12 protein-coding genes are annotated in these 20,523 nt (G+C 63.8%); 8 read left to right on the top strand and 4 right to left on the bottom strand.

Translation table 11 applies throughout. From position 1 onward, the window contains the following. Nucleotides 1-4: 4 nt before the first annotated feature. The 8 genes from ACFWU2_RS06760 (at nt 5) to ACFWU2_RS06725 (ending at nt 15,024) form a co-directional block, all read left to right on the top strand. Entirely contained in the window at nt 5-2,014 is a 2,010-nt protein-coding gene (locus tag ACFWU2_RS06760) for a hypothetical protein (RefSeq protein ID WP_378602901.1), read from the top strand. 2 nt (nt 2,015-2,016) lie between these two features. Continuing rightward, nucleotides 2,017-4,755 (top strand): hypothetical protein, encoded by a 2,739-nt coding sequence (locus ACFWU2_RS06755; RefSeq protein WP_378602898.1) that lies wholly within the window; start codon nt 2,017-2,019, stop codon nt 4,753-4,755. Nucleotides 4,756-4,801: 46 nt separating this feature from the next. Beyond that, nucleotides 4,802-5,794, top strand: coding sequence for a hypothetical protein (locus ACFWU2_RS06750; RefSeq protein ID WP_378602895.1), 993 nt, complete (start codon nt 4,802-4,804; stop codon nt 5,792-5,794). Then, complete coding sequence (locus ACFWU2_RS06745) at nt 5,791-6,954, top strand: hypothetical protein (RefSeq protein ID WP_378602892.1); 1,164 nt, start codon at nt 5,791-5,793, stop codon at nt 6,952-6,954. The genes ACFWU2_RS06750 and ACFWU2_RS06745 overlap by 4 nt, the downstream gene beginning before the upstream one ends. Nucleotides 6,955-7,079: 125 nt before the next feature. Next, nucleotides 7,080-8,753, top strand: a complete 1,674-nt coding sequence (locus ACFWU2_RS06740; protein ID WP_378602889.1) for a DUF262 domain-containing protein — start codon at nt 7,080-7,082, stop codon at nt 8,751-8,753. Between the two features lie 190 nt (nt 8,754-8,943). After that, nucleotides 8,944-9,666 (top strand): hypothetical protein, encoded by a 723-nt coding sequence (locus tag ACFWU2_RS06735; RefSeq protein ID WP_378602886.1) that lies wholly within the window; start codon nt 8,944-8,946, stop codon nt 9,664-9,666. Between the two features lie 516 nt (nt 9,667-10,182). Further along, a complete protein-coding gene (locus ACFWU2_RS06730; RefSeq protein WP_378602883.1) occupies nt 10,183-14,451 on the top strand; it encodes an AAA domain-containing protein in 4,269 nt (1,422 codons plus the stop codon). A 204-nt stretch (nt 14,452-14,655) separates the two neighbouring features. Further along, nucleotides 14,656-15,024, top strand: coding sequence for a nucleotide pyrophosphohydrolase (locus ACFWU2_RS06725; RefSeq protein WP_378602880.1), 369 nt, complete (start codon nt 14,656-14,658; stop codon nt 15,022-15,024). Between the two features lie 128 nt (nt 15,025-15,152). On the opposite strand, the gene ACFWU2_RS06720 is transcribed toward ACFWU2_RS06725, so the two are convergent. The 4 genes from ACFWU2_RS06720 to ACFWU2_RS06705 all read right to left on the bottom strand — a co-directional run bounded on the left by ACFWU2_RS06720 (nt 15,153) and on the right by ACFWU2_RS06705 (nt 20,494). Then, nucleotides 15,153-16,040 carry an HNH endonuclease gene (locus ACFWU2_RS06720; RefSeq protein WP_378602877.1) on the bottom strand — a complete coding sequence of 296 codons (888 nt, stop codon included), beginning with the start codon at nt 16,038-16,040 and terminating at the stop codon, nt 15,153-15,155. 173 nt (nt 16,041-16,213) lie between these two features. Then, the gene (locus ACFWU2_RS06715; RefSeq protein WP_378602872.1) at nt 16,214-17,080 is read right to left on the bottom strand and encodes an ankyrin repeat domain-containing protein; all 867 of its coding nucleotides are present in this window, start codon (nt 17,078-17,080) and stop codon (nt 16,214-16,216) included. A 37-nt stretch (nt 17,081-17,117) separates the two neighbouring features. Then, on the bottom strand, nt 17,118-18,566 hold the full coding sequence (locus tag ACFWU2_RS06710; protein ID WP_378602869.1) for a hypothetical protein: 1,449 nt from the start codon (nt 18,564-18,566) through the stop codon (nt 17,118-17,120). Then, nucleotides 18,563-20,494, bottom strand: coding sequence for an McrB family protein (locus tag ACFWU2_RS06705; RefSeq protein ID WP_378602866.1), 1,932 nt, complete (start codon nt 20,492-20,494; stop codon nt 18,563-18,565). The genes ACFWU2_RS06710 and ACFWU2_RS06705 overlap by 4 nt, the downstream gene beginning before the upstream one ends. Nucleotides 20,495-20,523: the final 29 nt, after the last annotated feature.

Below are 20,523 nucleotides of genomic sequence, written 5' to 3'. Positions count from 1 at the left end.
CACCGTGTCGGAAGACGTCTTCCAGGCCTTGCAGCAGTGGCGGCAACGCGAGATCGAGGCGGCTCGGTTGCGTCCCGGGCTGATCAAGGATACGAACCTGCAGCAGATCATCCGGTCCAATCGGCGCACCGTCGAGGAGATCGAACCGATGCTCCCGCGCCACGCCAAGGCGCTCGTCGGCAGCCTCGTCGAGGCACTGCAGGCCGCTACCGCGACCGGCGCAGCCGACGATCGAGTCCGCGACGACGCGCGGGAGCCGGAACCCACGCCGACCCCGGATGTGGAAGCCGCCGAGCCGCTGCCCGGAAGCGAGTTCCTCGTCGACCTGCAGACGGAAGATTTCTGCGAGTACCTGCACGGCGAGTCCGATCACGCGATCGGGCAGGTCACCGTCACCGCCGAGCCGACGGGCGGATATCTGCTGGACTGGGTGCCGCTTGCGGACAAGCCCGGGTCCACCGTGCTGTACCGGGTGGTCGCGGGGGAAACCCATCGCGCATACAAGCCCGAGGCAGGACGGCTCGTGGGCGTCACCCGCGGCTCCACGTTGGTGGACACGGCACCGCCCGCGGCCGCCGTGCGGCATCTGCAGGTGTGGGCGCACATCGGGAGCAACGACGGGGATGCGGCCCGCCGCCAGCCGATTCTCATCGCCGAGACGCATCTCCTCAGTCCGGTCGCCGACTTCCTGGTCATCGAGGACGACGGCGCCGTGATCGGTCAATGGAGGGCATGGCCCGGGGTCACCCGGGTTCGGGTGCTGCGCATTCCGCTCGACGGACGCACCCCGGTGACGAACGACCCGCGCCACCGGATCCTCGGGGACCAGCCCAACCTCGGTGGCTTCGTCGACCGCGACGCCCAGCGCGGCCACCGCTACCTGTACCGGGCGATCTGTGAGGTCGACGTCGACGGCCATACCCGTTTGTCGCCGGCCGCGCAGGCCGAAGTGTCGGTCTCAGCGGTGCTCGAACCGGTCGCCGATCTGCATGTCACCACCACGGGCAGCAGTGACGATCTGCACTTCGATCTCGGGTGGACGCCGCCGGGTATCGGCAGGGTGGTCATGTACAGGACGGAAGCTGCCCCGCGCGCCGGAATCGACCGAACGTTGTTGTCGGCCGGTGCCCTTGCCGTCTCGGGCGGCCTGCCCGAATCTGCGCGCCTCGTGCATCCGGTGGAGGCCGGGAACGACGGCGTGCACCGCATGACGAACGTGTCGTGGCCGCGCGGCTGGGTACGGGCCTACTTCACGCCGGTCACGGTGCTGGACGGCCAGGTCCAGGTGGGACGCACGGTCATCGCGACCAGGCCACTGGCGGCACTCACCGATGTCAGGATCATCGAACGCTGCGCGGAGCAGGTCATCACGTTCCCGTGGCCGGACGGTGCGGCGTCCGTGTCCGTGTACCTCAGCGCCACACAGGTTCCCGCCGAGCATGCGATCGAGCAGCGCCCGGTCACCGAAATCTCACGCTCCCAGTACGACAGGGACGGCGGGCTGCATCTCGCGACCCCGCTTCCCGAAGCCGGGTGTGCGGTCCACGTCGTCGCGATCGCCTACACCGCCGGCGAGCGGATCGTCGGTATCCCGACCACGGTCGACTACAGCGGACTCCTGCGCATCCAGTACAAGACCGAGGTGCGGCGCGGCGGCGGAAGAACGTCGTTGGCGGTTCGTCTCGCCTCCCAGATGGACCTTCCGGGTTCTCCGCCGTTCGTTGTGGTACACAACGAGACTCGTCTTCCCTTGAGTGCACGCGATGGTCAGCCCCTCGAAGTGCGTGGCGACGGAGCCACGAAACCGGGCGCGCGCAGCTTCCACCCGAAGGGGCTGCGGCGTGAATGGTCACAGCCGTGGACCGTCGACGTGACCGACAAGAAGGGTTACGTCCGTGTGTTCGCGGACGTGCCTCCCGAGCGTGCGCGCACCATCGCGTTGCTCGACCCGCCTGTCGAGCAGATCCGGCTCGACCTCATCGAAGCGTCGCTGCTCGAGGAGCAGGTGTCCTGACCGTGGCCCAGGACGAATCCGAACCGCCACGGTTCGGTCAGCTCACCTACACCTCGTTCGACCGGCCGGGCGAATCCTCGGGCGGTGGCTGGCAGGTCAAGGAGTCCACCGGAGGTCTCGATCCGGAAGAGCAGGAGGCGCTGCGCGTCGGTGTGGTGACGCGGTTCGAGTCACCACAGTCGTTTCCGCGTTTCCCGACACTCGAGGAAGTTCACGACCGTCCGCGCCGACTGATGTACGTGCCGGGGGAGAACGGTCGCGGGCTCTACTGGCACACCGCCCCTGCCGGTGCCGACGCCTCCGGCCGACCCGGCAACGTCTTCGCCCATTGCGTGCTCGACCGTGGCGGTGACGCCGCGGAGTCGGTTCGCCCGATCGAGCGCTGGCGGTCACGCGACTGGCTCGTGCCGTACGGCGCCGACGAGGTCGCCGACGCCGTCCTCTCGGACCAGGCACCGCGCCCTGCCGAATACGCCTGTCGGAAAGCGGTGCTCGACTTCCTCCTCGACGCCGACACCTGGCGGATCGGAGTGTTCAGCGTGCTCCTCGACGGCGTCGCACGAGCACTCGACGGTGGCTCACCCGTCGTGCTGGGCTGCCGCACCCCGGACGACGCGGCGTTGTGGATCGGTGCCGTATCGCACTTCATGTCGCCGGGTACGGCCGTGCGGCTCGGCTGGTCGACGTTCGACCGGTTGTATTCCGTCGACGACGCCGTTGCCCGCGGCGCGCATCTGGTCACCGTGCCGCTCGAGGACCTCCCCGGCGACGTTCCGGGGTGCGTGGTCCTCGGTGAGGACGAGTCGCCTGAACTGGGGGAACTGGACGGGGAAGCGCACCTCACGGCGAATGGCGACACGGTGCCCGTCACGCCGTGGTCGCTCCTTGCGCAGACTGCACTCCTCGACCGCGCGATCGCGGCGAATGCACTGGCTCGGCAGGACGAGATCGCCGCAAGCGTCGGCGACCGCGCCCTGAACGCGATGTGGCCGTTGGCAATGGCGGTGGTGAGCGATCCGGATCTGCACGATGCGCTCGACGAAGCGACCTCCGTGCTGCTCGAGCACACCCCCGACGGTGTCGACTCCACCGATTTCTCCCACCTTGTCGACGGCATCGTTCACGGACTGCTCGGGGACACCCTCGAACAGGCCGCGGACGTGCTGGCGCGGTGGCGTTCCGACGACACCCTCGCACCGGTCGTCTGGCGGATCGCCGGCGCGGTCTTCGGATACCGGGTCCTGGACGACCCGGCCTCGCTGCGCGACGGAGACCTCGCCCGTCTCGAACTGCTCGACTATTGCCCCCGCACAGAGGATCTGATGCGCAAGGCGGCTAAGATGCTCGACGACCTGCGCGAGCGCGCACGGTCCGGCCACCACCGGCGTGAGACGGCCGTTGAGGCGTACGCGACTCTCGACGCGCTGGTTCGCGCGGATCTGCTGGGTGACGCGGGACTCGACATCGCCCACGAAGTCCTCGAACTCGCCGTAGTACCCGTGCTGTTCGACGAGAAGTCCGGTGGCGACTTCGTCGCGGATGTCGGCACGATCCGGTCGCCTGCGCTCCTGCGTCATCTCCACACAGCGGTGGTCACGAATCCGGCGTTCGCGGTGCGGCCGTTGGGCGCTCGGCTTCCGCACCGGGTCCTCGCCTGGCTCACCGGGACACCGGTGGCGATCCCCGCTTTCGAGGACATGCAGACCGATCCCTCGCTGGTGCTCGACGCGGCGAACATTCTCGTCGCCGAAGCCGGTTCCGCTCATATCCGCACCGGTGAAGGTGGCCGGCTTCGTCGCGATGTCGCCTCGGTCGCCCTGTGGCGAGCCTTCTTCGAACTCTACGAGGGTGGATGGCCCTCGAGCGACGTCTCCGCGCTCGTCGAGCGTGCCGGTTGGACAGCGACGCAGTGGAACCGGGTGTGCGAGATCTTTCCGCACATCGTGGCCCCGCGCTTCCTTCAGGACGCTGTGGTCACCGAACCGTGGAACAGCGATGTGGAGGTGCTCGCGAATTATCTCCAGCGTGTTCAACTCGGTGACATCAGTGGGCGGTGGGATCCGGTTCCCCAGCGCGACGAGCTTGCTGGGTCGTGGGCGCAGATCCGGCTGAGCGATCACTGGACCGGTATTTCCGCAACCGCGCTGGGTCACGCTCTGGAACTGCACGCGCGTCCGGTTCTCGAGGACTACGCCCAGAACTACGACGCCAGCCTGCCCGACGACGTGCGTTCTCGGCTCGCGGTCTTCCTCGTGGCGTTCTGTGCGCCGCTCGGACGCGATGTGCCGCAGCTTCCGCCCGAACACGAAGAGGCGCTCGTCGACGCAGTGGACCGCGACGCGCGGTACGTGGTGGACGCGCTCGTCGACCTCGTCCGCTCCGGTGCTCTCGACGTCTACTGGGTCATCGTAAACGCGGTCTTCACGTCCCTGTCTGCGCCGCACGTCCGTTCGGTGCTGGATCGACGCGACCTTCTCGCCCGCTTCGAGGTCGGCCCGCCGTCTGCACGGACAGCGTTGCTGGACGCGGTCGCGTCGGTCGTCCTGACCGAACCGGGATACCGCGGTCCTCGCGACGCACGCGGACTGATGGACGCGATTCGCACCGAACTGCACGACCGCCGTCACCGCGACGTCGACTATGCCTGCGACATCTACGCGGGCTTCGTCGGGCGATGGCTCGAAGAACGGCTGCTGAGCCGCGACGAGATGTCGTGGGATCGCGAACGGAGACGACGGTGACCACAGTGCTGGGTTGCGCGTCGCCGACATGGGAAGGACAGGCCTGATGCCCGGATATGTACTCGACGGTGCGGGGTTGGTGGAACTGCCGCGCCAGCCGCTGGCAGTGACCGTGACTGCGCTCGACCTGCCGGTGACGGTGCGTGCGATCACCGCGGACGGCGAGCCCGCCCCCGGCGCGCTGTATCCGCGCCCCGGATTCATGGTGCTGCCGCATGTGGACGGGGAGATCGTCATCGTGGCGCGCCCGCACGCCGAGGGCACCGCCTTCCCCCAGGGCACCGTCCTGCAGGCCACGCTCGGTGTGGACAGCAACCGCACCGCCGACCCCGATCGCGCAGAACTGACACCACTCGACGTATCCGGCCTGCACCACGTCGAACTCGCTACGGTGACTCCCGCCGGTGAGCGTCTCGCGGTCGCGGCCCGGAAGACGGCTGTGGACGTGCCGCTCACCGAACTGGGAGCGCGCGCTCGATCGGCCGCGCGCGGCGTGCTCGGCGTCGACCGGCTTCCGGTGAACCGGCGCGTGGACGTCGAAGTCGATATCGACACCACGATGTCGATGCTTCCCCTCATCGACGACGGCAGCGTGCGTGAGGTGGTCGATCTACTCACCGGTGTCGCATCCGTCATCGGCAATCGGGAAGAACTGCGGGTGACCATGATTGGTCGCTCGGCCACGCCGTTGCCGGCTCAGGCGCTGCGCGAGGTCGCAGGACACGTGCAGAACGCACTGAACTCGGCGGGCCTCGGCGTCGGATTCCGGTCGGCCGCCGTCAATCGTTCCGGGTACACCACCCCCACGCTGGTCTTCACCGTGACCGACGCGGTCCCGGCCGATCACGCGGCGACCGGTGTTCCCGGAGTGCGCCGTCGCCCGGTGGTCCTGTCCAGCGAAGGAGCGGCCGTGGTCGACGGCAGTTCGTCCGGCACCCGGAGACAGAAGCTCGACGACCCGGATCAGCTTTTCGCGACGGTGAAATCACTTGTCGCCGGCCTGGCGGTCGCCGACGAACCGGAAGGAACACGGCGATGACGAAATGCCCCCGCTGCTTCACAAACCTGCCCACCGACCGCACCGCATGGTTGCCGACCGCACCCGACGAGGTGGACGTCGACGAGGTTGCCACCGCGTACCAGGGCACGCCTGTTCGCTCCGGCAAGGTCGTCGCGCTCGACCGCCCGGCGACCGGCGGTGACCAGTGGGCGCCCGACGCGGCCGTTGTAGAAGAGAAGGTCGGCGGACCCGCCGTCGAAGTGTGCCCGACATGCCATTACCGCCTGCCGGTCGCGTGGCGCGGAGCGCAGGCCACCTGCGTCGCGATGGCCGGTGCCCGCGCTACCGGCAAGACGGTGTACGTCGCCGTTCTCGTCAAGACGTTGCAACTCTTGGGCGAACGACTCAATTGCGTCGTGGAACCTGCCACCGCCGAAACGGAAATGGTCTACCGGGAGTTGTACGAGAAGCCGCTCTACGAAGAGCGCGGCATCCTCGAATCCACGCCCGCCGCCCACACCAGCAACCAGTACCAGCGGGAGCCACTGATCTTCTCGCTCGGTGTGTGGAACGGTGTGCGGCAATTCCTGGTTCTGCGCGACGTCGCGGGGGAGGATCTCGAAAACCCCAACAACGTCCACGTGCAGCACATGCGGTTCTTTGCACACGCCGACGGCGTGGTGTTCATGTTCGATCCGCTCAAAGTCGAATCCGTGCGCCAGCAACTCCACGACCTCGTCCCCGTCCAGGAACGCGTCGGCGGCGACCCGCGCTCGGTACTGCGGACCGTACTGACCATCATCGGTGACGCGACCCCGAACCTCGCCGTCGTCCTCTCCAAATTCGATGCACTGCAATCACTCCAGCACGTCGACGGCAGCGACTGGAGCGAGATGATGTCGCACCGCGGTGCAGGATTCTCCCGCGACCCCAGCCTGCAATACGCACCGTACAACGAGATGGACGGCCGCCTCGTGCACGAGGAAGTCCGGAGCCTGCTCGACAAACTCGAGGCGAAAATGATGGTGATGGCGGTCGATCAACCGCACACGGGCGTCGTTTTGAACAGCCGGTTCTTCGCAGTGTCTGCGCTGGGCGAGTCGCCGGTGGGGGACAGGTTGCATCACAACGGCATTTCGCCGTTCCGCTGCTTGGATCCCGTGCGATGGGTGCTGGCGCAGAAGGGGGTATGGGTGTAGGACGACGCAAGGCGGCGGGCATTCGAATCGCCATTCTCGGGCACGCGTTCGTCGGTAGATATTACTCGGGTCATTTTGGGGGGCTGGATGTTTGACCATTCTGTGGGTGCTGCATGATGGGCGGCATGCAGCAATTAGAAGCGCGTGAAGTGTCCCTGAGCAAGGTCTTTTCCGGGGATTATGACTTCCGTATCCCGGAATACCAGCGTCCGTACGCGTGGCAGGTGGAGCAGGCCTCGCAGCTGCTCGAAGATCTCGTCGAAGCGATGGACCGAGGTGACGACGAGCCGTACTTCCTCGGCTCGGTTGTTCTGGTGAAGCTCCCTACGACTGCACGCGCAGACGTCATCGATGGCCAGCAGCGCCTCACGACACTCACAATTCTGTTGGCTGCACTTCGTGACGCGACGGAAAACCCGCTCCTGGCGAAGCAGTTGGACGAGATGCTCCAGGAACCCGGAAATCTCATGCTCGATCTCGAAGCGAAGCCTCGGCTTGCGCTCCGAACTCGCGACCAGTGGTTTTTCTCCAGCCATGTGCAGGCTTTGGGGGGAATGAAACTGCTTCAAGACATCGACCCGCGGACGTTGCGTACCGATGCGCAGCGATCTATTCATTCGAACGGGCTGGCTTTGTTCGGAAGGGTCGCGGAATGGGCGGAGGATCGCCGCTTGCAGCTGACCAAGATGCTTGCCGCACGGACATTCCTGGTTGTCGTCACCACGCCGGACTTGGCCAGCGCTCACCGGATCTTCAGTGTGATGAACTCGCGTGGCCTGGATCTGTCTGCGGCCGACATCTTCAAAGCGAAGGTGGTCGGTGACGTACCTGACGACCGCCGCGACGAATATGCCGATCGCTGGGACGACGTAGAAGAGGCCCTGGGTACGGACGACTTCGCCGACCTATTCCTCCATATCAGGACGATCGTCGTGAAGGAGCGCCCAAAACGCGAGCTGCTCAAAGAGTTCGAAGAGCTTGTTCTGTCCGCCTACGTTCCCGGCCGCGGCACGGAGTTTGTCGATGACGTCGTGGTGCCCTACGCCGAGGCATACGGAATCCTCCGGGATCAGAGCTACGCAGCCGTATCCGGCGCCGATCAGGTGAATGTCTGGCTGAAGCGACTCGATCAGTTGGACAACAGTGATTGGCGCGCACCAGTTTTGTGGGCTCTGAGCAACAAAGGCAATGATTCGGACTTCCTCATCCAGTTCCTGCGGTCGCTCGAACGGTTGGCGGTAAGCATGCTGCTGCGTCGTGTGTACGCAACTCCTCGTGCATCTCGCTATATCCAGGTACTTCGTGAGCTCACAGCAGGTGAAGGCCTTTCATCTCCCGCACTTCAGCTGTCTCCCGAAGAGCTGGCCGAAACACGCCAGCGCCTCGACAGCGAGCTGTACAAGGTTGCCCCTGTTCGAAAGTATGTCTTGCTTCGGCTTGACGAACTGCTTTCGGGTGCATCCGGAGTCGTCTACGACCACCCCCGGATCTCGGTCGAGCATGTGTTACCGCAGAATCCCAAAGTCGGATCGCAGTGGCTCGAGTGGTTCTCGCCGTCTGAGCGGGAGTATTGGACACACCGACTGGCAAACTTGGTTCTTCTCAACCGCACCAAGAATGCTTCTGCCGGCAACTACGAGTTCGACCGCAAGAAGAAGCAGTATTTCACGGCGAAGTACGGAGTTGCATCGTTCGCTCTCACGACCCACGTGCTCCAGCAATCCACCTGGAACGCAGAGCTTCTCGCGAAGCGTCAATCCGAACTGGTCGAGTTGTTGGCTCAGGAATGGGCCTTGTAGGGGATTGCTGATCAATTGGCCTCGCGTCGGATCGGAAACTGAAGTCTGCCGACGTAGGCGTGATGGATGGCATTTCGTAGGGTGGCGGACCTTGGGCGAATGGGCGTTTTCTTAACGGCCGACCAAGCTCTTCGAACGTCGGCGGGTTGGCCTAGCTAGTTAACTGACGATCAACCAATGAGGGGGAGCAGTGTTCAAAGATCAGGCTGACGGTCTGGGGGATACGGGCGGGGACTACGTTGCTGACGAGCTACCGGGTTCGGATGTCGAGGGCGATCCGTCGAAACTGATGGCGCTTTTCGACCGGTCACTGATCGGGGCCGGGCACCTCATGAGGGCACGGGTTGCGCGACTGGAGCAGCGATTTCCGGATGCGAGTGAAGAACAGTTGCTCAAGAAGCTCGAAACAACCTTCTTGTCTTCGGTCACGGTGAGTGGTGCTACCGCCGGTGGCGCGGCGGCGGTGCCGGGAGTCGGTACAGCAGCCGCGTTGGCGATGACGGCTGGGGATACGTCGTGGTTCATGACCGCCGCAGCCGGCCATGTTCTGGCGGCGTTGCGGATCCACGGCATCGACATCACTGACCTGGAACATCAGAAGGCGATCGTGCTCACCGTCTTGGCCGGTGGGGGTGGCTCCACTTTCTTCGGGAAGGCGGCGGCCCGAGCGGGAGGCAACCTGGGTAAGCTTCTTGCCAATGCCGTGCCTCTCAGCACGATCCGCTCGATCAATCGCGTGCTCGGCTACAACTTCGTCACCCGATATGGGACTCGTCAGGGGATCTTGGTACTCGGGAGAGTGGCTCCCTTCGGCGTTGGGATGGCGATCGGAGCTGGGGGGAACCTTGTGATGGCTCAGACGGTTGTCAAAGCCACGCGAAAGGCGGTGGCAACAGCGCTGGACCTGCGGTAGCGATTCTGTCAGCAGCCGGAATTGACGTCCTGTTCTGTTGCTGACGTCCAGCTCCCGGCTGAGGCCAGAGACGGGCAGTTCTCGGATGAGGTTCGAGAACCTGCATGGCATGTCACTGCGAATCCGCGTTTGCCCTCGATAGCGTGGACCTCGTGGCGAGCGGATGACTCCGGTCTCGTCCATTCGTCGCATGCTCTCCAGAGACGAGAATTCTATGGTGGCGGGTCATCGCAGCCCTGGCGGATAGTTGGTGGAAATCAACATGTCGCGCCGCCCGGGAACAGTTCGTCACGTATTGGGGCCCACTCGGGACCGCCCGTTAAATAGGTGACAGGCGGAATGGAAAAGCACGTGTGCCGGTCGAGACATGGGACCCGACGCGAACTCGTCGGAGACGGTTTCTAAGGTGGTGTGGTCCGTTGCCGTCGGCGGGTGGAAGCAGGGTGTGGAGTGGACGTCGCGTCGAGGGACAACGATCCCGACCTGAGGGATCGTGTGCAACGCTTGCTTGCCTTCATGGCAGAGCTCGTCAAAGCCCGCAGCGCACCGGTTCGCATCGTCGACAAACACCGTGCCGTGATGTCCCTCGAGGAGGGAAACATCAGGGCCGGCCTGAAAGCTCACGCCGCGTCGGGTGAGGTCTTCCTGCGCGCGCGTCGTGCTCAGCTCGAAGACCCGCCACGCCCTTCCGGAGAGTTCGCGATCTACGTTCGCGGAGAGATCGGCGACTCCGACATCGAACCCGCACTCGACCCGCAGGCCCCCGACACCGTGGCAGGCTTCGACGTCTGGCTCACGGAGTGGCGGGCATGGGCGGCCGTCGACCGTGAACGACGAGCCGCGTCGCATCTGTACACCTTCCTGCAGCGAACGATGCTGGACCTCGAAGACCAACCGGAATCGATGGAGCTCGTCGTCGCGTCGGGCTTGCTGCACCTGTCAGAGCGGGTTGCCGGCGCGCGGGTTCGCACGCACCTGATCACGCAATCCGCTCTCATCGAGCGGCACGGCGACTCCGGCGACCTGGTGGTCCGGCTGGATCCCGGCGCCGGCCCGTCGTTGGAAGACGTTCAGATTCTCACCGGACTGGAGGTGTTCGACCCGTCGAGTGTCCGCGAACTGCACGACTCCCTTGTCACTCAGGTCGCGTCGCCCCTCGATCCCGCCGCCCGGGCGTTCTTGAAGAGCTGGGCCGAACGTGCGCTCACCCTGCGCGTCGAGGTCGCCGAGCGTGCAGAAGAAGCATCGGCGCCCGACGCATTCGTCACCCCGTCACCCGCACTCGTCCTGCGCAAGCGCGGTGCCCATGCACTCATCGAGTACTACAACCGCATGACCGAGGCCGCCGCCGACGAAGCGAACCTGGTGCCACTCGGTCTGGCGCAACTCGTCGAAGCCATCGAACCGGCGGACCGTGTCACATGGCTCGACCGCATCGGCACGCCCTCGGGTCTCTTCACCGGCGATCCGCTGCTTCCACTGCCCGCGAACGAGGAACAACGCGAGATCCTCGACCGGCTTTCCGGCGACAGCGGCGTCGTGATCGAAGGCCCACCGGGTACGGGTAAGACCCACACCATAGCCAACATCGTGTCCGCGCTGCTGGCGCGTGGCCAGCGGGTGCTGGTCACCAGTGAGAAGGCGCAGGCGCTGCGTGTCCTCCGGGAAAAGCTCCCGGACGAGCTTCAGGACCTGTGTGTGGCGGTGACCGACCCGGTAGACGGCGGGTCTGTGGAGCTCACCCGTAGCGTCAGCGAAATCGCTATCCGCAAAGCGCAATTCAACGCGCGGCGCGCGCAAGAACGCATCGACGAACTCACCACGCAACGGAACGATGCACTCGGCCGTCGAGCGACGCTGATGGAACAGATCCGGCAGGCGCGAGCCGAGGAAGCGTTGATCCATGCCGAGGTCGTTGCCGGCTACGAGGGGACGGTTGCGTCGATCGTCCGACGGGTCCGCGCGCAACAGTCCAAATATGAATGGTTGCCCGCACCTCTCCTCACCGACGCCCCGCCACTAACGGTCGACGAGCTCGTCACCCTCCATGCGCTCCATCAGCGTTCGAGTGTCGAACGCGCGCGTCGCAGGCACCAACGCTTTCCGGAGTTGTCGCTCCCCACCCAGAGGGAACTGCAGTACGCGTGTGCTGCCGTCTCCCAGGCGTCGAACGGCACCGCAAACGATGAGATGCAAGGGTTGTTACGGATACTCGAGGGGGCATCCCTCGAGGCACTCGCCCACATCCGTGACCGGTGCGAGCAGTTGCAGGGTGCCCTGAAGGATGCAGATCGGCTCGACGCTCGAATTCGTCGCGTCGCCGACGACGTCCTGTCGGGGAAGGCTCAGCATCTGTGGGGAAAGACCGCCGAGCTCGCAGGGCTCGTGCAGGCCGCGCAGGACGCCGACCGGATCGTCGGTGCCAGCTCGGTCCAGGTACCGGTAGCGGGACCGCTCGCCTTCGAGGCGTACGACGCGCTCGCCCGCAAGCTGGAGGCCGGGGAAACGTGGCGCAACGGTTTCGCTCGGTTCCTGAGAAGCGACGAACAATCCGCAGTCGAGGCGCTCGGTGAGCCGGCGACCGTCGACGGCGTCGCGGCTACCACCGCCCACACGGTACGCATCGTCGCCGAACATCTTCGTGTGCTCGAGGCGATCCGGGTGGCGGGTGTCGTCCTCCGCGATCTGGGCATCGACATCCAGCTCGACGAGTCGCGCAGCCGTGCTGTCGGCACCCTCGCCTTCATCGACCGAGACCGCGTCATCATCGACGGTCTCGTAGCACGGGTGCGAGACGTCGAATCGGCGTTGCGCGATGTCCACCCCGGTGCGCCGCGGATCGCGAGTGTCGAGCAGGCGCGGTCCATCGCGGAGTCGGCACGGGCCATCGCCGCGACGGGCACTGCGGAAGCAAGCAAAAACTGGCTCGAATCCATCGGAATGTACGTGCGGGGCCAGACCGCCGGGGGAGCGTCGCCCGAAGGCCGCGCGCTGGCACGAGCCTTCCACGAAGCGGACTTCGAGGCGATCAATGCGGCATTGGACGCGTGGGACCGTGCGGTCGGTGAACAACGCGAGGAGCTGGAACTCGTATCCCTGCAGGCGCGTTTGACGACTGCTGCACCGGCACTCGCGCAGACACTCGGAGACAATCCATTGAGCTTGGCATGGCCGGTTCGTCTCGCCCACATCGAGGATGCGTGGGCGTGGCGACGCGCAGACGACTGGGTGCGGCGCTTCCACGAGCATAGCGACGACGGGCAGTTCGAACGTGAGCTAGGCGCAGTCGAGAAGGACATCACGCGTATCACAACGCAGCTCGTCGAGGAGAAGGCGTGGAGTGCGTGTCTCGCCCGCACCACTGCCGAGCAAGTCCAGGCACTCCATTCCTACCGCGACCATGTCGCGAGCATCGGTAAGGGAACCGGGCGGTATGCGGAGCGCTATCGGGCAGCGGCGCGCGAGGCCATGCAGGTCGCGCAAGGCGCGGTGCCGGCGTGGGTGATGCCGTTGCAACAGGTGCTGGCTTCGGTTCCACCCGAACAGAATTCGTTCGACGTTGTCATCGTCGACGAATCGAGCCAGGTCGACATCAGCAGTCTGTTCCTGCTGTGGCTGGCGCCGCGTGTGATCGTCGTCGGCGATGACAAGCAGTGTGCACCGAGTGCGGTGTCGCTAGGTGCACTCGACGGCGTCTTCACCCGTCTCGATTCGTACCTGCCCGACATTCCGAATTACCTGCGCGACAGCTTCACTCCACGGTCGAGTCTGTTCTCCTTGCTGCGGTCGCGGTTCGGAAGCATCATCCGGTTGCGGGAACACTTCCGGTCGATGCCGGAGATCATCGCGTGGTCCAGCGAACAGTTCTACGCGGACGACCCGTTGGTTCCCCTGCGGCAGTACGGGTCCGATCGCCTGCCGCCACTACGCACCACGTACGTCGAGAGTGGCGCCGTCACAGGACAGAACTCCACGTTGGCGAACCACGTCGAGGCACGTGCCCTCGTCGACACCCTCGTTCAATGTGTCCAGGACCCCGCCTACGACGGCAAGACATTCGGCGTCGTCGTTCTGCAGGGACAGTCGCAGGTTGACGTCATCCAGAACGAACTGCTCGACCGGCTCACCCCGGCCCAATGGGAGCAACGCAGGTTGCGCGTCGGCACGCCCCCCGATTTCCAGGGTGACGAGCGGAATGTGGTGTTCCTGTCGATGGTCGTCGCGCCCGACCAGAACATCGCGGCCATGACGCGCACCGAATACCAGCGACGGTTCAACGTTGCCGCGTCGCGCGCTCAGGACCAACTGTGGTTGTTCCATTCACGGACGCTCGACACGCTGCGACGGACCGACCTGCGGTATTCGCTGCTAGCCCATATGCAGTCGACGTCGACGATGCCCGCCGCACCCATGCCGGACGGTGTGACGCGAGACGAGCGGCACGAGGCGTTCGACAGTCTCTTCCAGCAGGAAGTGTTTCTCGACATCGCCGCCCGGGGATATCACGTGAACCCGCGGGTCGAGGTGAACGGGCACTTCATCGATCTGGTCGTGACCGGTGCAGCGGGGAAGCTGGCGGTCGCATGCGACGACGGGCAGTGGCACGCCAGCCCCGACCGGCAGCGCGCCGACCTCGAGCGGGAACGTGAACTGCACCGGAGTGGGTGGAAGTTCTGGAGGGTTCGGGAGTCGGAGTATTACCTCGACCCGGTCGCGGCGATGGCGGGCTTATGGGACGAGCTCGAGCGGCGTATCACAACTCGTATCCCGGATGTCCCTGCTTGAACGTGACTGGTCGCTCGTCGCAATGATCACCGTGAGCGTGCCTGGGCCGCATCACCTCGGCGTGGTTTGACGGGCAGGCAGTGGTGGATTAGTTGCGTCCGACTAAAAACGTGCGGTCCTTCCAGGACGCGTTGCCTCGCACGTCTGAGACGCTGGACTACGCGGGGCACGGACTTAAGAGAGCACGCACGGACGGAGCTGGAAATGACGACCATCGACGAGTTGCAAGCAGCGGTGCGTGCCTTCACTGATGAACGCGAGTGGGGACAATTCCACACTCCAAAGAACCTGATCATGGCACTCACCGGGGAGCTTGGCGAGCTCGCAGAGATCTTCCAGTGGCTTACTCCTGAGCAGGCGGATCAGCTCGACCCGCAGCAACGGAAGCACACATCCGATGAGCTTGCCGATGTGTTGATCTATCTGCTTCGACTCGCTGACATTCTTGACATCGACCTGGCCGATGCCGTCCAGAACAAGCTCGCCGCCAACGGCAGCAAGTATCCCGTCGATCAGGCTCGCGGCAACGCCACCAAATACACAGCGCTCAGGGCTTCGACCGACACCGACTGATTAACGCGGCTCAGGGCCTGAACCGTGGGCGACATTGCGGGTCGGTTCGCTGCCCTGACCTCAGGACGATCGAATCCGAGGAGAAACTCGACAGGTTGCGTTCCGAAGATGCATACCTAGGCGATCGTTCACGCGGTCTGCGTCGTCCATCCGCACGCTTTTCGGTGGCGGCCGAGGGCGGCACGGTCTGGGCGATGCCTCGGATTCGCGGGTACCCGGAGTGGTCTGCCATCGAACGATGCGTACTCGCTGCGTGTCAGCATCGGTGAGACTTCGATGGTGAGCAGATCCGTGACGGTCCACATCTGCAAGTCGAAGAGAGTGTGTAGATCAGCGCGAAGCAATAGTCCATTGGTGACGTGGTTGCTGTGATCGCCGAAGTATCGGTCGATGTGTGCTGCTTCGAGAACCGATTCGATTTTCGATCCTGTGACGGCGCACCTGTGTTCGTAAGCAACGAGGAGTGATTGGCGAAACCTACGCTGGCCCCGCCGGGCCGCGATCTCGCGCTTCGCTCGCTCGCGCAGATCGTCGCCATGCGTATACCCGGGAGAGTACTCGAGCTGGGTGTCGTCCGGTAGCGGGAGATTCGAAAAGGCGATATCGCTCCGATTGTCGAACAGGGATCTAAGGTGTGATTCGGCTACCGGATCATCTATTTCGTTGGCTGGGGCTTGCGCGGCGTATTTGCGTCCGTGCTCTCGTTTGAGCTCGCCCCACGTCAAGGAACGCTGGGGAACCTCGCTAACGGTCTCGAACTCGAAGCGGTGGGTGTAACCGCCGTCGTCTCGGTCGATCCAGTGAGCCGGACGCGAGTCGGGGGTGAGTTCGTAGAGAGCGCTGGTTGCGCGAACCCTGCTGAGTAGTCCGGTCCCTGACAGCCAGAAGCAGATATCGTCTCCAGGCTCGATGCGTCGGAAGAACCCGGGGCGGCGGACATCCCAGAACCCGTCGTCGCGTGCGAAACCCCAATGCTGTGGAGTGCTCTTACCGATTTTGACGATCCAACTGGTCAATGCCCATGCGCCTTTTCAGGTTCGCATCGGGTGGGGGCATGTCCTGTGTCGGAAGCCCGTCGGGCCGTGCTCGAGAAGTGTTAGTGGTGAGGTGATAGTACTGGGCGATCAGGTCGCGTATCGCGTCCCGACCTGGGTTCTCGGCCGTAGATGGTGGATCGGGGTAGATCTGGCTATACGAACCCCTCCTCGACGAGGGTGAACCCTTCGGTGGTGACGACGTGTGCTTGCCCGGATCCTCCGGCGACTCGGCACCAACTTTCTACGAACAGATAGCTGCGCATAAGTCGGATGGAGAAGCCGCCGTACATACCCGGGATGGGGAACCATAACGCTTGGTCGGTGGTCTCGGCGAGTACCTCGGTGGCAGGGTGGCGGAGCCGTACAGGCAGAGCAGGGCGGATTCGAGATTCGACCAACCGCGCCAAGTATTCGTCGAGCTTGCTGAAGACGTCATTGTCGACACGCTTGCATGTGGGTGGGACGAGTGAGTCGCCAAGCGTGATGTGTCCCTTCTTCACAGCAATATCGTGTGCAGTTTCGCCGGACGCGGTGCGTAATGACCGCCATCCGCCACGTTGGATGAGTTCCTCGACAACCGAAACCGGCGCGTTGTGCCAGGCGGCTTGGTGAAGTGGTGTGTACCAGGACTTTCCATTCGCACGCCACGAGTTCGGCGACAGGGTGTATCTGTGGGTATCGAGCAGGCCGAACACAGCCTTCCAGTTTGCGGCTCTGGCTGCATCGGCAAGTGCGTTTCGAACCGCGATTTCCTCTTCGGAGAAATGATCGAGTCGCCCATCCCACACAGTCGTTTTGGGATGGTCGGGATTTTCAGCCCCGTCGAGGAGCGCAGGAGCGCTGGCGTCCCCCGCCGACGTGTCACCGTTTATCTTTGCCACTTCTGAACTCCGTTCCTTAATGTTCGTCTGCACTTTCAGGTATCGAAGTGCCAGGACAATTGCAACCTCCGCGATGTGGGCTTGCCTGCCCTGAGAGTTGCGTGTTGGTTGGAAGGTCGAACCGAGCAATAGCGTCACACGTAGCTGACATGCGAGTCAGCCGGCTCGCTTGGTGTCATCTGGAGCTGTCACGGAGCTGCTTCGCAAGATCCATTCCGGCACGATCCAGGTACTGCGCGAACGCAGCGTCGGTCCGGGCATCGCCAGGTTGAGGGAACGGAATGCTGTAGGCATCGAGCGGGATCGTGCTATCAGGTCCTCGATACCATCGTGCAGTCGGTCCAGTTCCTGGGTAGATGAGCATGACCCGGCTCGGCCGGCGCCCTTCGTCCGCCACGAGGTGGCTGTAGGCGAACATTTGGTATTGGTCGTCGCGGCTCGGTGCCACGAGACTGTTACGCAACTTGTATTTCGCGTCGATCACCACGAGATCGTCGCCAAACTGGGCCACGAGATCCGGGAATGTGCGGGATCCGCTGTCCGCCTTGCCGGACCAGGGGTCCGCCACCACCCCCGTACTGAGTCTGCTTTGATTCCGCACGGCGTCGAACCCCGCGCGTTGAAGCAACTCCTCGACGATGCGTTCCCACAGCTTGTCGGTGCGTGTCGACAACTCGAATGCGTCGGTCTCGCGAGAATGCGTTCGCCCTACGATATGTTCGTATTCGCTCAGGACTGCCAGGCTCATCGCGAGCGCATCGGACCACGGGCGATCCAGACGCGTCAAGTGCATGCGCGGCCCGTTGGTGAGGGCGGAACGCATCGGTGTGGAGGTGACTTCGTTGAGTGCGCGTCGCAGACCGACGGCATCCTGCCGCAGCCGTGGCGTCGAGTATTCGGCCGAGAACAGCGACGATGTCGAACTGCCGTCGGCGATCCAGTCGAGCGCCGCGCAGACGATGCCCAACAGTGCAGTGGATCCGCTCAATTCCGCGTAGCGGCATTCGATCCGTGGGTCTCCGGTGGCGTGGTATCGAGCCAAACCAGCCGAAACCACCCGACCTCGAATCGTTGTATGTGTTGCAATAATCGGGCGAAATCCGCGACGGGCGGAGGAGATACGACGTTGCACCTCGTCGAGAAGGCGGCGATAAAGCATAGGTCGGTGAAGCTGTGATCGAATAAATTCGGCTGAAAGTGGTTCGGATTCGCGCCGCAGCAGATTCACACGGTTGCACAATCGGAGCAGATCGGTTGCCGCGTGAGTGTCGACCTCGGGGAGTGTGGCGAGCAGACCCGTCCGTAAAGGTGAGACGTCGGGGTGGAGTAATGCCTCTCCCCACATTCGTTTCGACTTCTCTGATTCGATCACTGAACGCTGTAGGCATCGCTCAGTGAGGTTTTCGAGGTCGGGGTTGTCACGGACGTGAAGTCGGTCGGTTTCGTAGACGGTTGCGAGGTAGTGGCCATCCGCTCGTCGTGGGCCCGCCACGTGGAGCGTCCCCTGATGTTCAGGACGCCAGGCTTTCGGCGCGACTGTCAACAGCAGTTGTGTCCCGTCCACGCTCGCCGAGGAGAACCCGACGCGGGCGCCACGTGGTGACGCTGCAATCGTGACTGTCACGAGTCGATACCGGCCGCTGCGTCGAAGTCGTCGAGAACCAACTCGTCATCAGAACCCGGGTCGCCGACCTCGATTCCCGCGATCCGCGCCCCTCTCGCCAACCCGGTGCCTTCGACGACAAGCATGAGTCCGAGCTGGGCCAGATAATCGTCCAGGGCGCCGAGAGCATCCATGGCACGGTCGAGAGCTTTTTTCTCGATCTCGGAATGGGTATCGAACCATGCGGGTCGGGTGTGGCTGTCGAGAATATCGTCGGCATTGAGTGCTCGGACCGAATCGATCAACTGGGGGAGGATCGTGTACCTCCAATAGCTTGCAATCACGTCTGCGGGATTTCGGGAACGATCATTGAGTGCGTCGGCAATCGAGTAGAAGTAGGAGTGTCCGAGTAGTGCGTCGGGGCCCAGGCAGGGCCGCAACGCATGTTCGTTCACATTCTCCAGAATCCGAGCCCCGCTGCGGAACAACTCGCGATCAGCGGAGGACAAGATGGATGGCGCAGTCACTTCGCCCAACTCGGGTTCCAGCCGGTGGAATGCGAACCGGCGACGTAACGCAGCGTCGAGGGGTGCCACCGACCGGTCCGTCGTATTGGTAGTTGCCACGACATACACGTTGTCCGGGACGAAGAACGTGCGACCGGAGTACGGGAGTCGAGCTGTCGTCGTTGCCGACCAATCTTCCGCCGATCCGCTGCTTGGTCCGGCACTGCGTAGTTTTGCACGACGGGAAGACTCCAGTGTCAGTAGCAAGTCGCCGAAGACGCTCGGAATGTTGCAGCGATTCAACTCGTCGAGCAGGACAAGCACATCCTCGTGTGGCGTGCGTACCGCCGCACGGCACACCTCGACAAAGAAGCCGTCGGCGACTGCGAACGAGGTATCCCGAGCCGGAGCTTCGTCGAAATATCCAGGCGCATCTACGCGTACAGACGGGACGGGGCGCAACCCCTCGATGAAGTCCTCGTAAGAAGTACTCGGGTGCATCACTGTGGTGCGGTACGGGCGCCCATCAAAATCGTGTAGCGACCGACCGGTTCGGGAACGCCATTGACGTGCAATATTGTCGATTGCGTACGATTTCCCCGTGCCTGGAACGCCTTCGAGGACGATGTTCTTGAACTGCAGCAAGGACTCAAGAATGGGATCGGATTCGTAGGAGCCGGCGAACTCGTCGGAGTGTTGATCCTCGTAGTGTGTCCGATGGGTGAAGGTGCCCGCGAGCAGGCCGGGTATGCGGGCGTCGAGGAACGCAAGCACGTCAAGAATATGGTCGTTACCGATCGGGTAGAGATACCCCTGGTTGACCTTGCCGTTCTTGTCGAACGGCGCAGTCGCGAGAAGCTCCTCAGGGAACTCCGACGCGGAAATAGGGTTGGCGAGTTCCCGGTAGTCGATGGGGCAGAGGTATCCTGCGGGTGCGTATTGTTCGAAGAGATTCGACTCGGGATCCGTCGCCTCTCGCGGGTGCCCGTGAACGGTGCCGACGGCAGTGATCTGCTTGTTTGTGTAGTGCAGGACGAGTTGCCCCTCCTGCAGTTTCATGACATTCGACCAGGACGGGACGGCCCTCCCGTTCTTCGCACGTTGCCCGGCCCACACGTATCCGCCATCACGCTCAGTTGCGTAGTTGGCGCCTTGGTTGACCCACCACAGACCCTTGAACTTTACGACCGGTACGCGGAGCGCCTTGAGTTGGGCTCGGGCGTTGTCCGTGACAAAGGCGGACGCTGTGAGCGGGCGTCCGGTCGCATACTTGTGCGCGACGCCGATGAGTGCTTTGGGATCGTAGAATCGTCCGTTGAGATGCACGAGATACCCGGTGGAGACACCGAAGCCGTAGGTATCGAGCATCGCCTTACGGTCGGTCGTGTCGAACTCGCTGATGGCAGCGTCGAGGTGCTCTCGTTCGATATCGCGGATTGCCATGTGGTCGCTTTCATTGGACGTGATGTGGG

The organism is Rhodococcus sp. NPDC058639 (assembly GCF_042717545.1).
Taxonomy (GTDB): Bacteria; Actinomycetota; Actinomycetes; order Mycobacteriales; family Mycobacteriaceae; genus Rhodococcus.
This window is presented reverse-complemented; position numbering and strand designations above follow the sequence as displayed.

Coding starts and splice junctions, on each gene's coding strand:
- ACFWU2_RS06750 (WP_378602895.1), top strand. CDS start 4,802: ATGCCCGGATATGTACTCGACGGTGCGGGGTTGGTGGAACTGCCGCGC.
- ACFWU2_RS06745 (WP_378602892.1), top strand. CDS start 5,791: ATGACGAAATGCCCCCGCTGCTTCACAAACCTGCCCACCGACCGCACC.
- ACFWU2_RS06740 (WP_378602889.1), top strand. CDS start 7,080: ATGCAGCAATTAGAAGCGCGTGAAGTGTCCCTGAGCAAGGTCTTTTCC.
- ACFWU2_RS06730 (WP_378602883.1), top strand. CDS start 10,183: ATGGCAGAGCTCGTCAAAGCCCGCAGCGCACCGGTTCGCATCGTCGAC.
- ACFWU2_RS06725 (WP_378602880.1), top strand. CDS start 14,656: ATGACGACCATCGACGAGTTGCAAGCAGCGGTGCGTGCCTTCACTGAT.
- ACFWU2_RS06705 (WP_378602866.1), bottom strand. CDS start 20,494: ATGGCAATCCGCGATATCGAACGAGAGCACCTCGACGCTGCCATCAGC.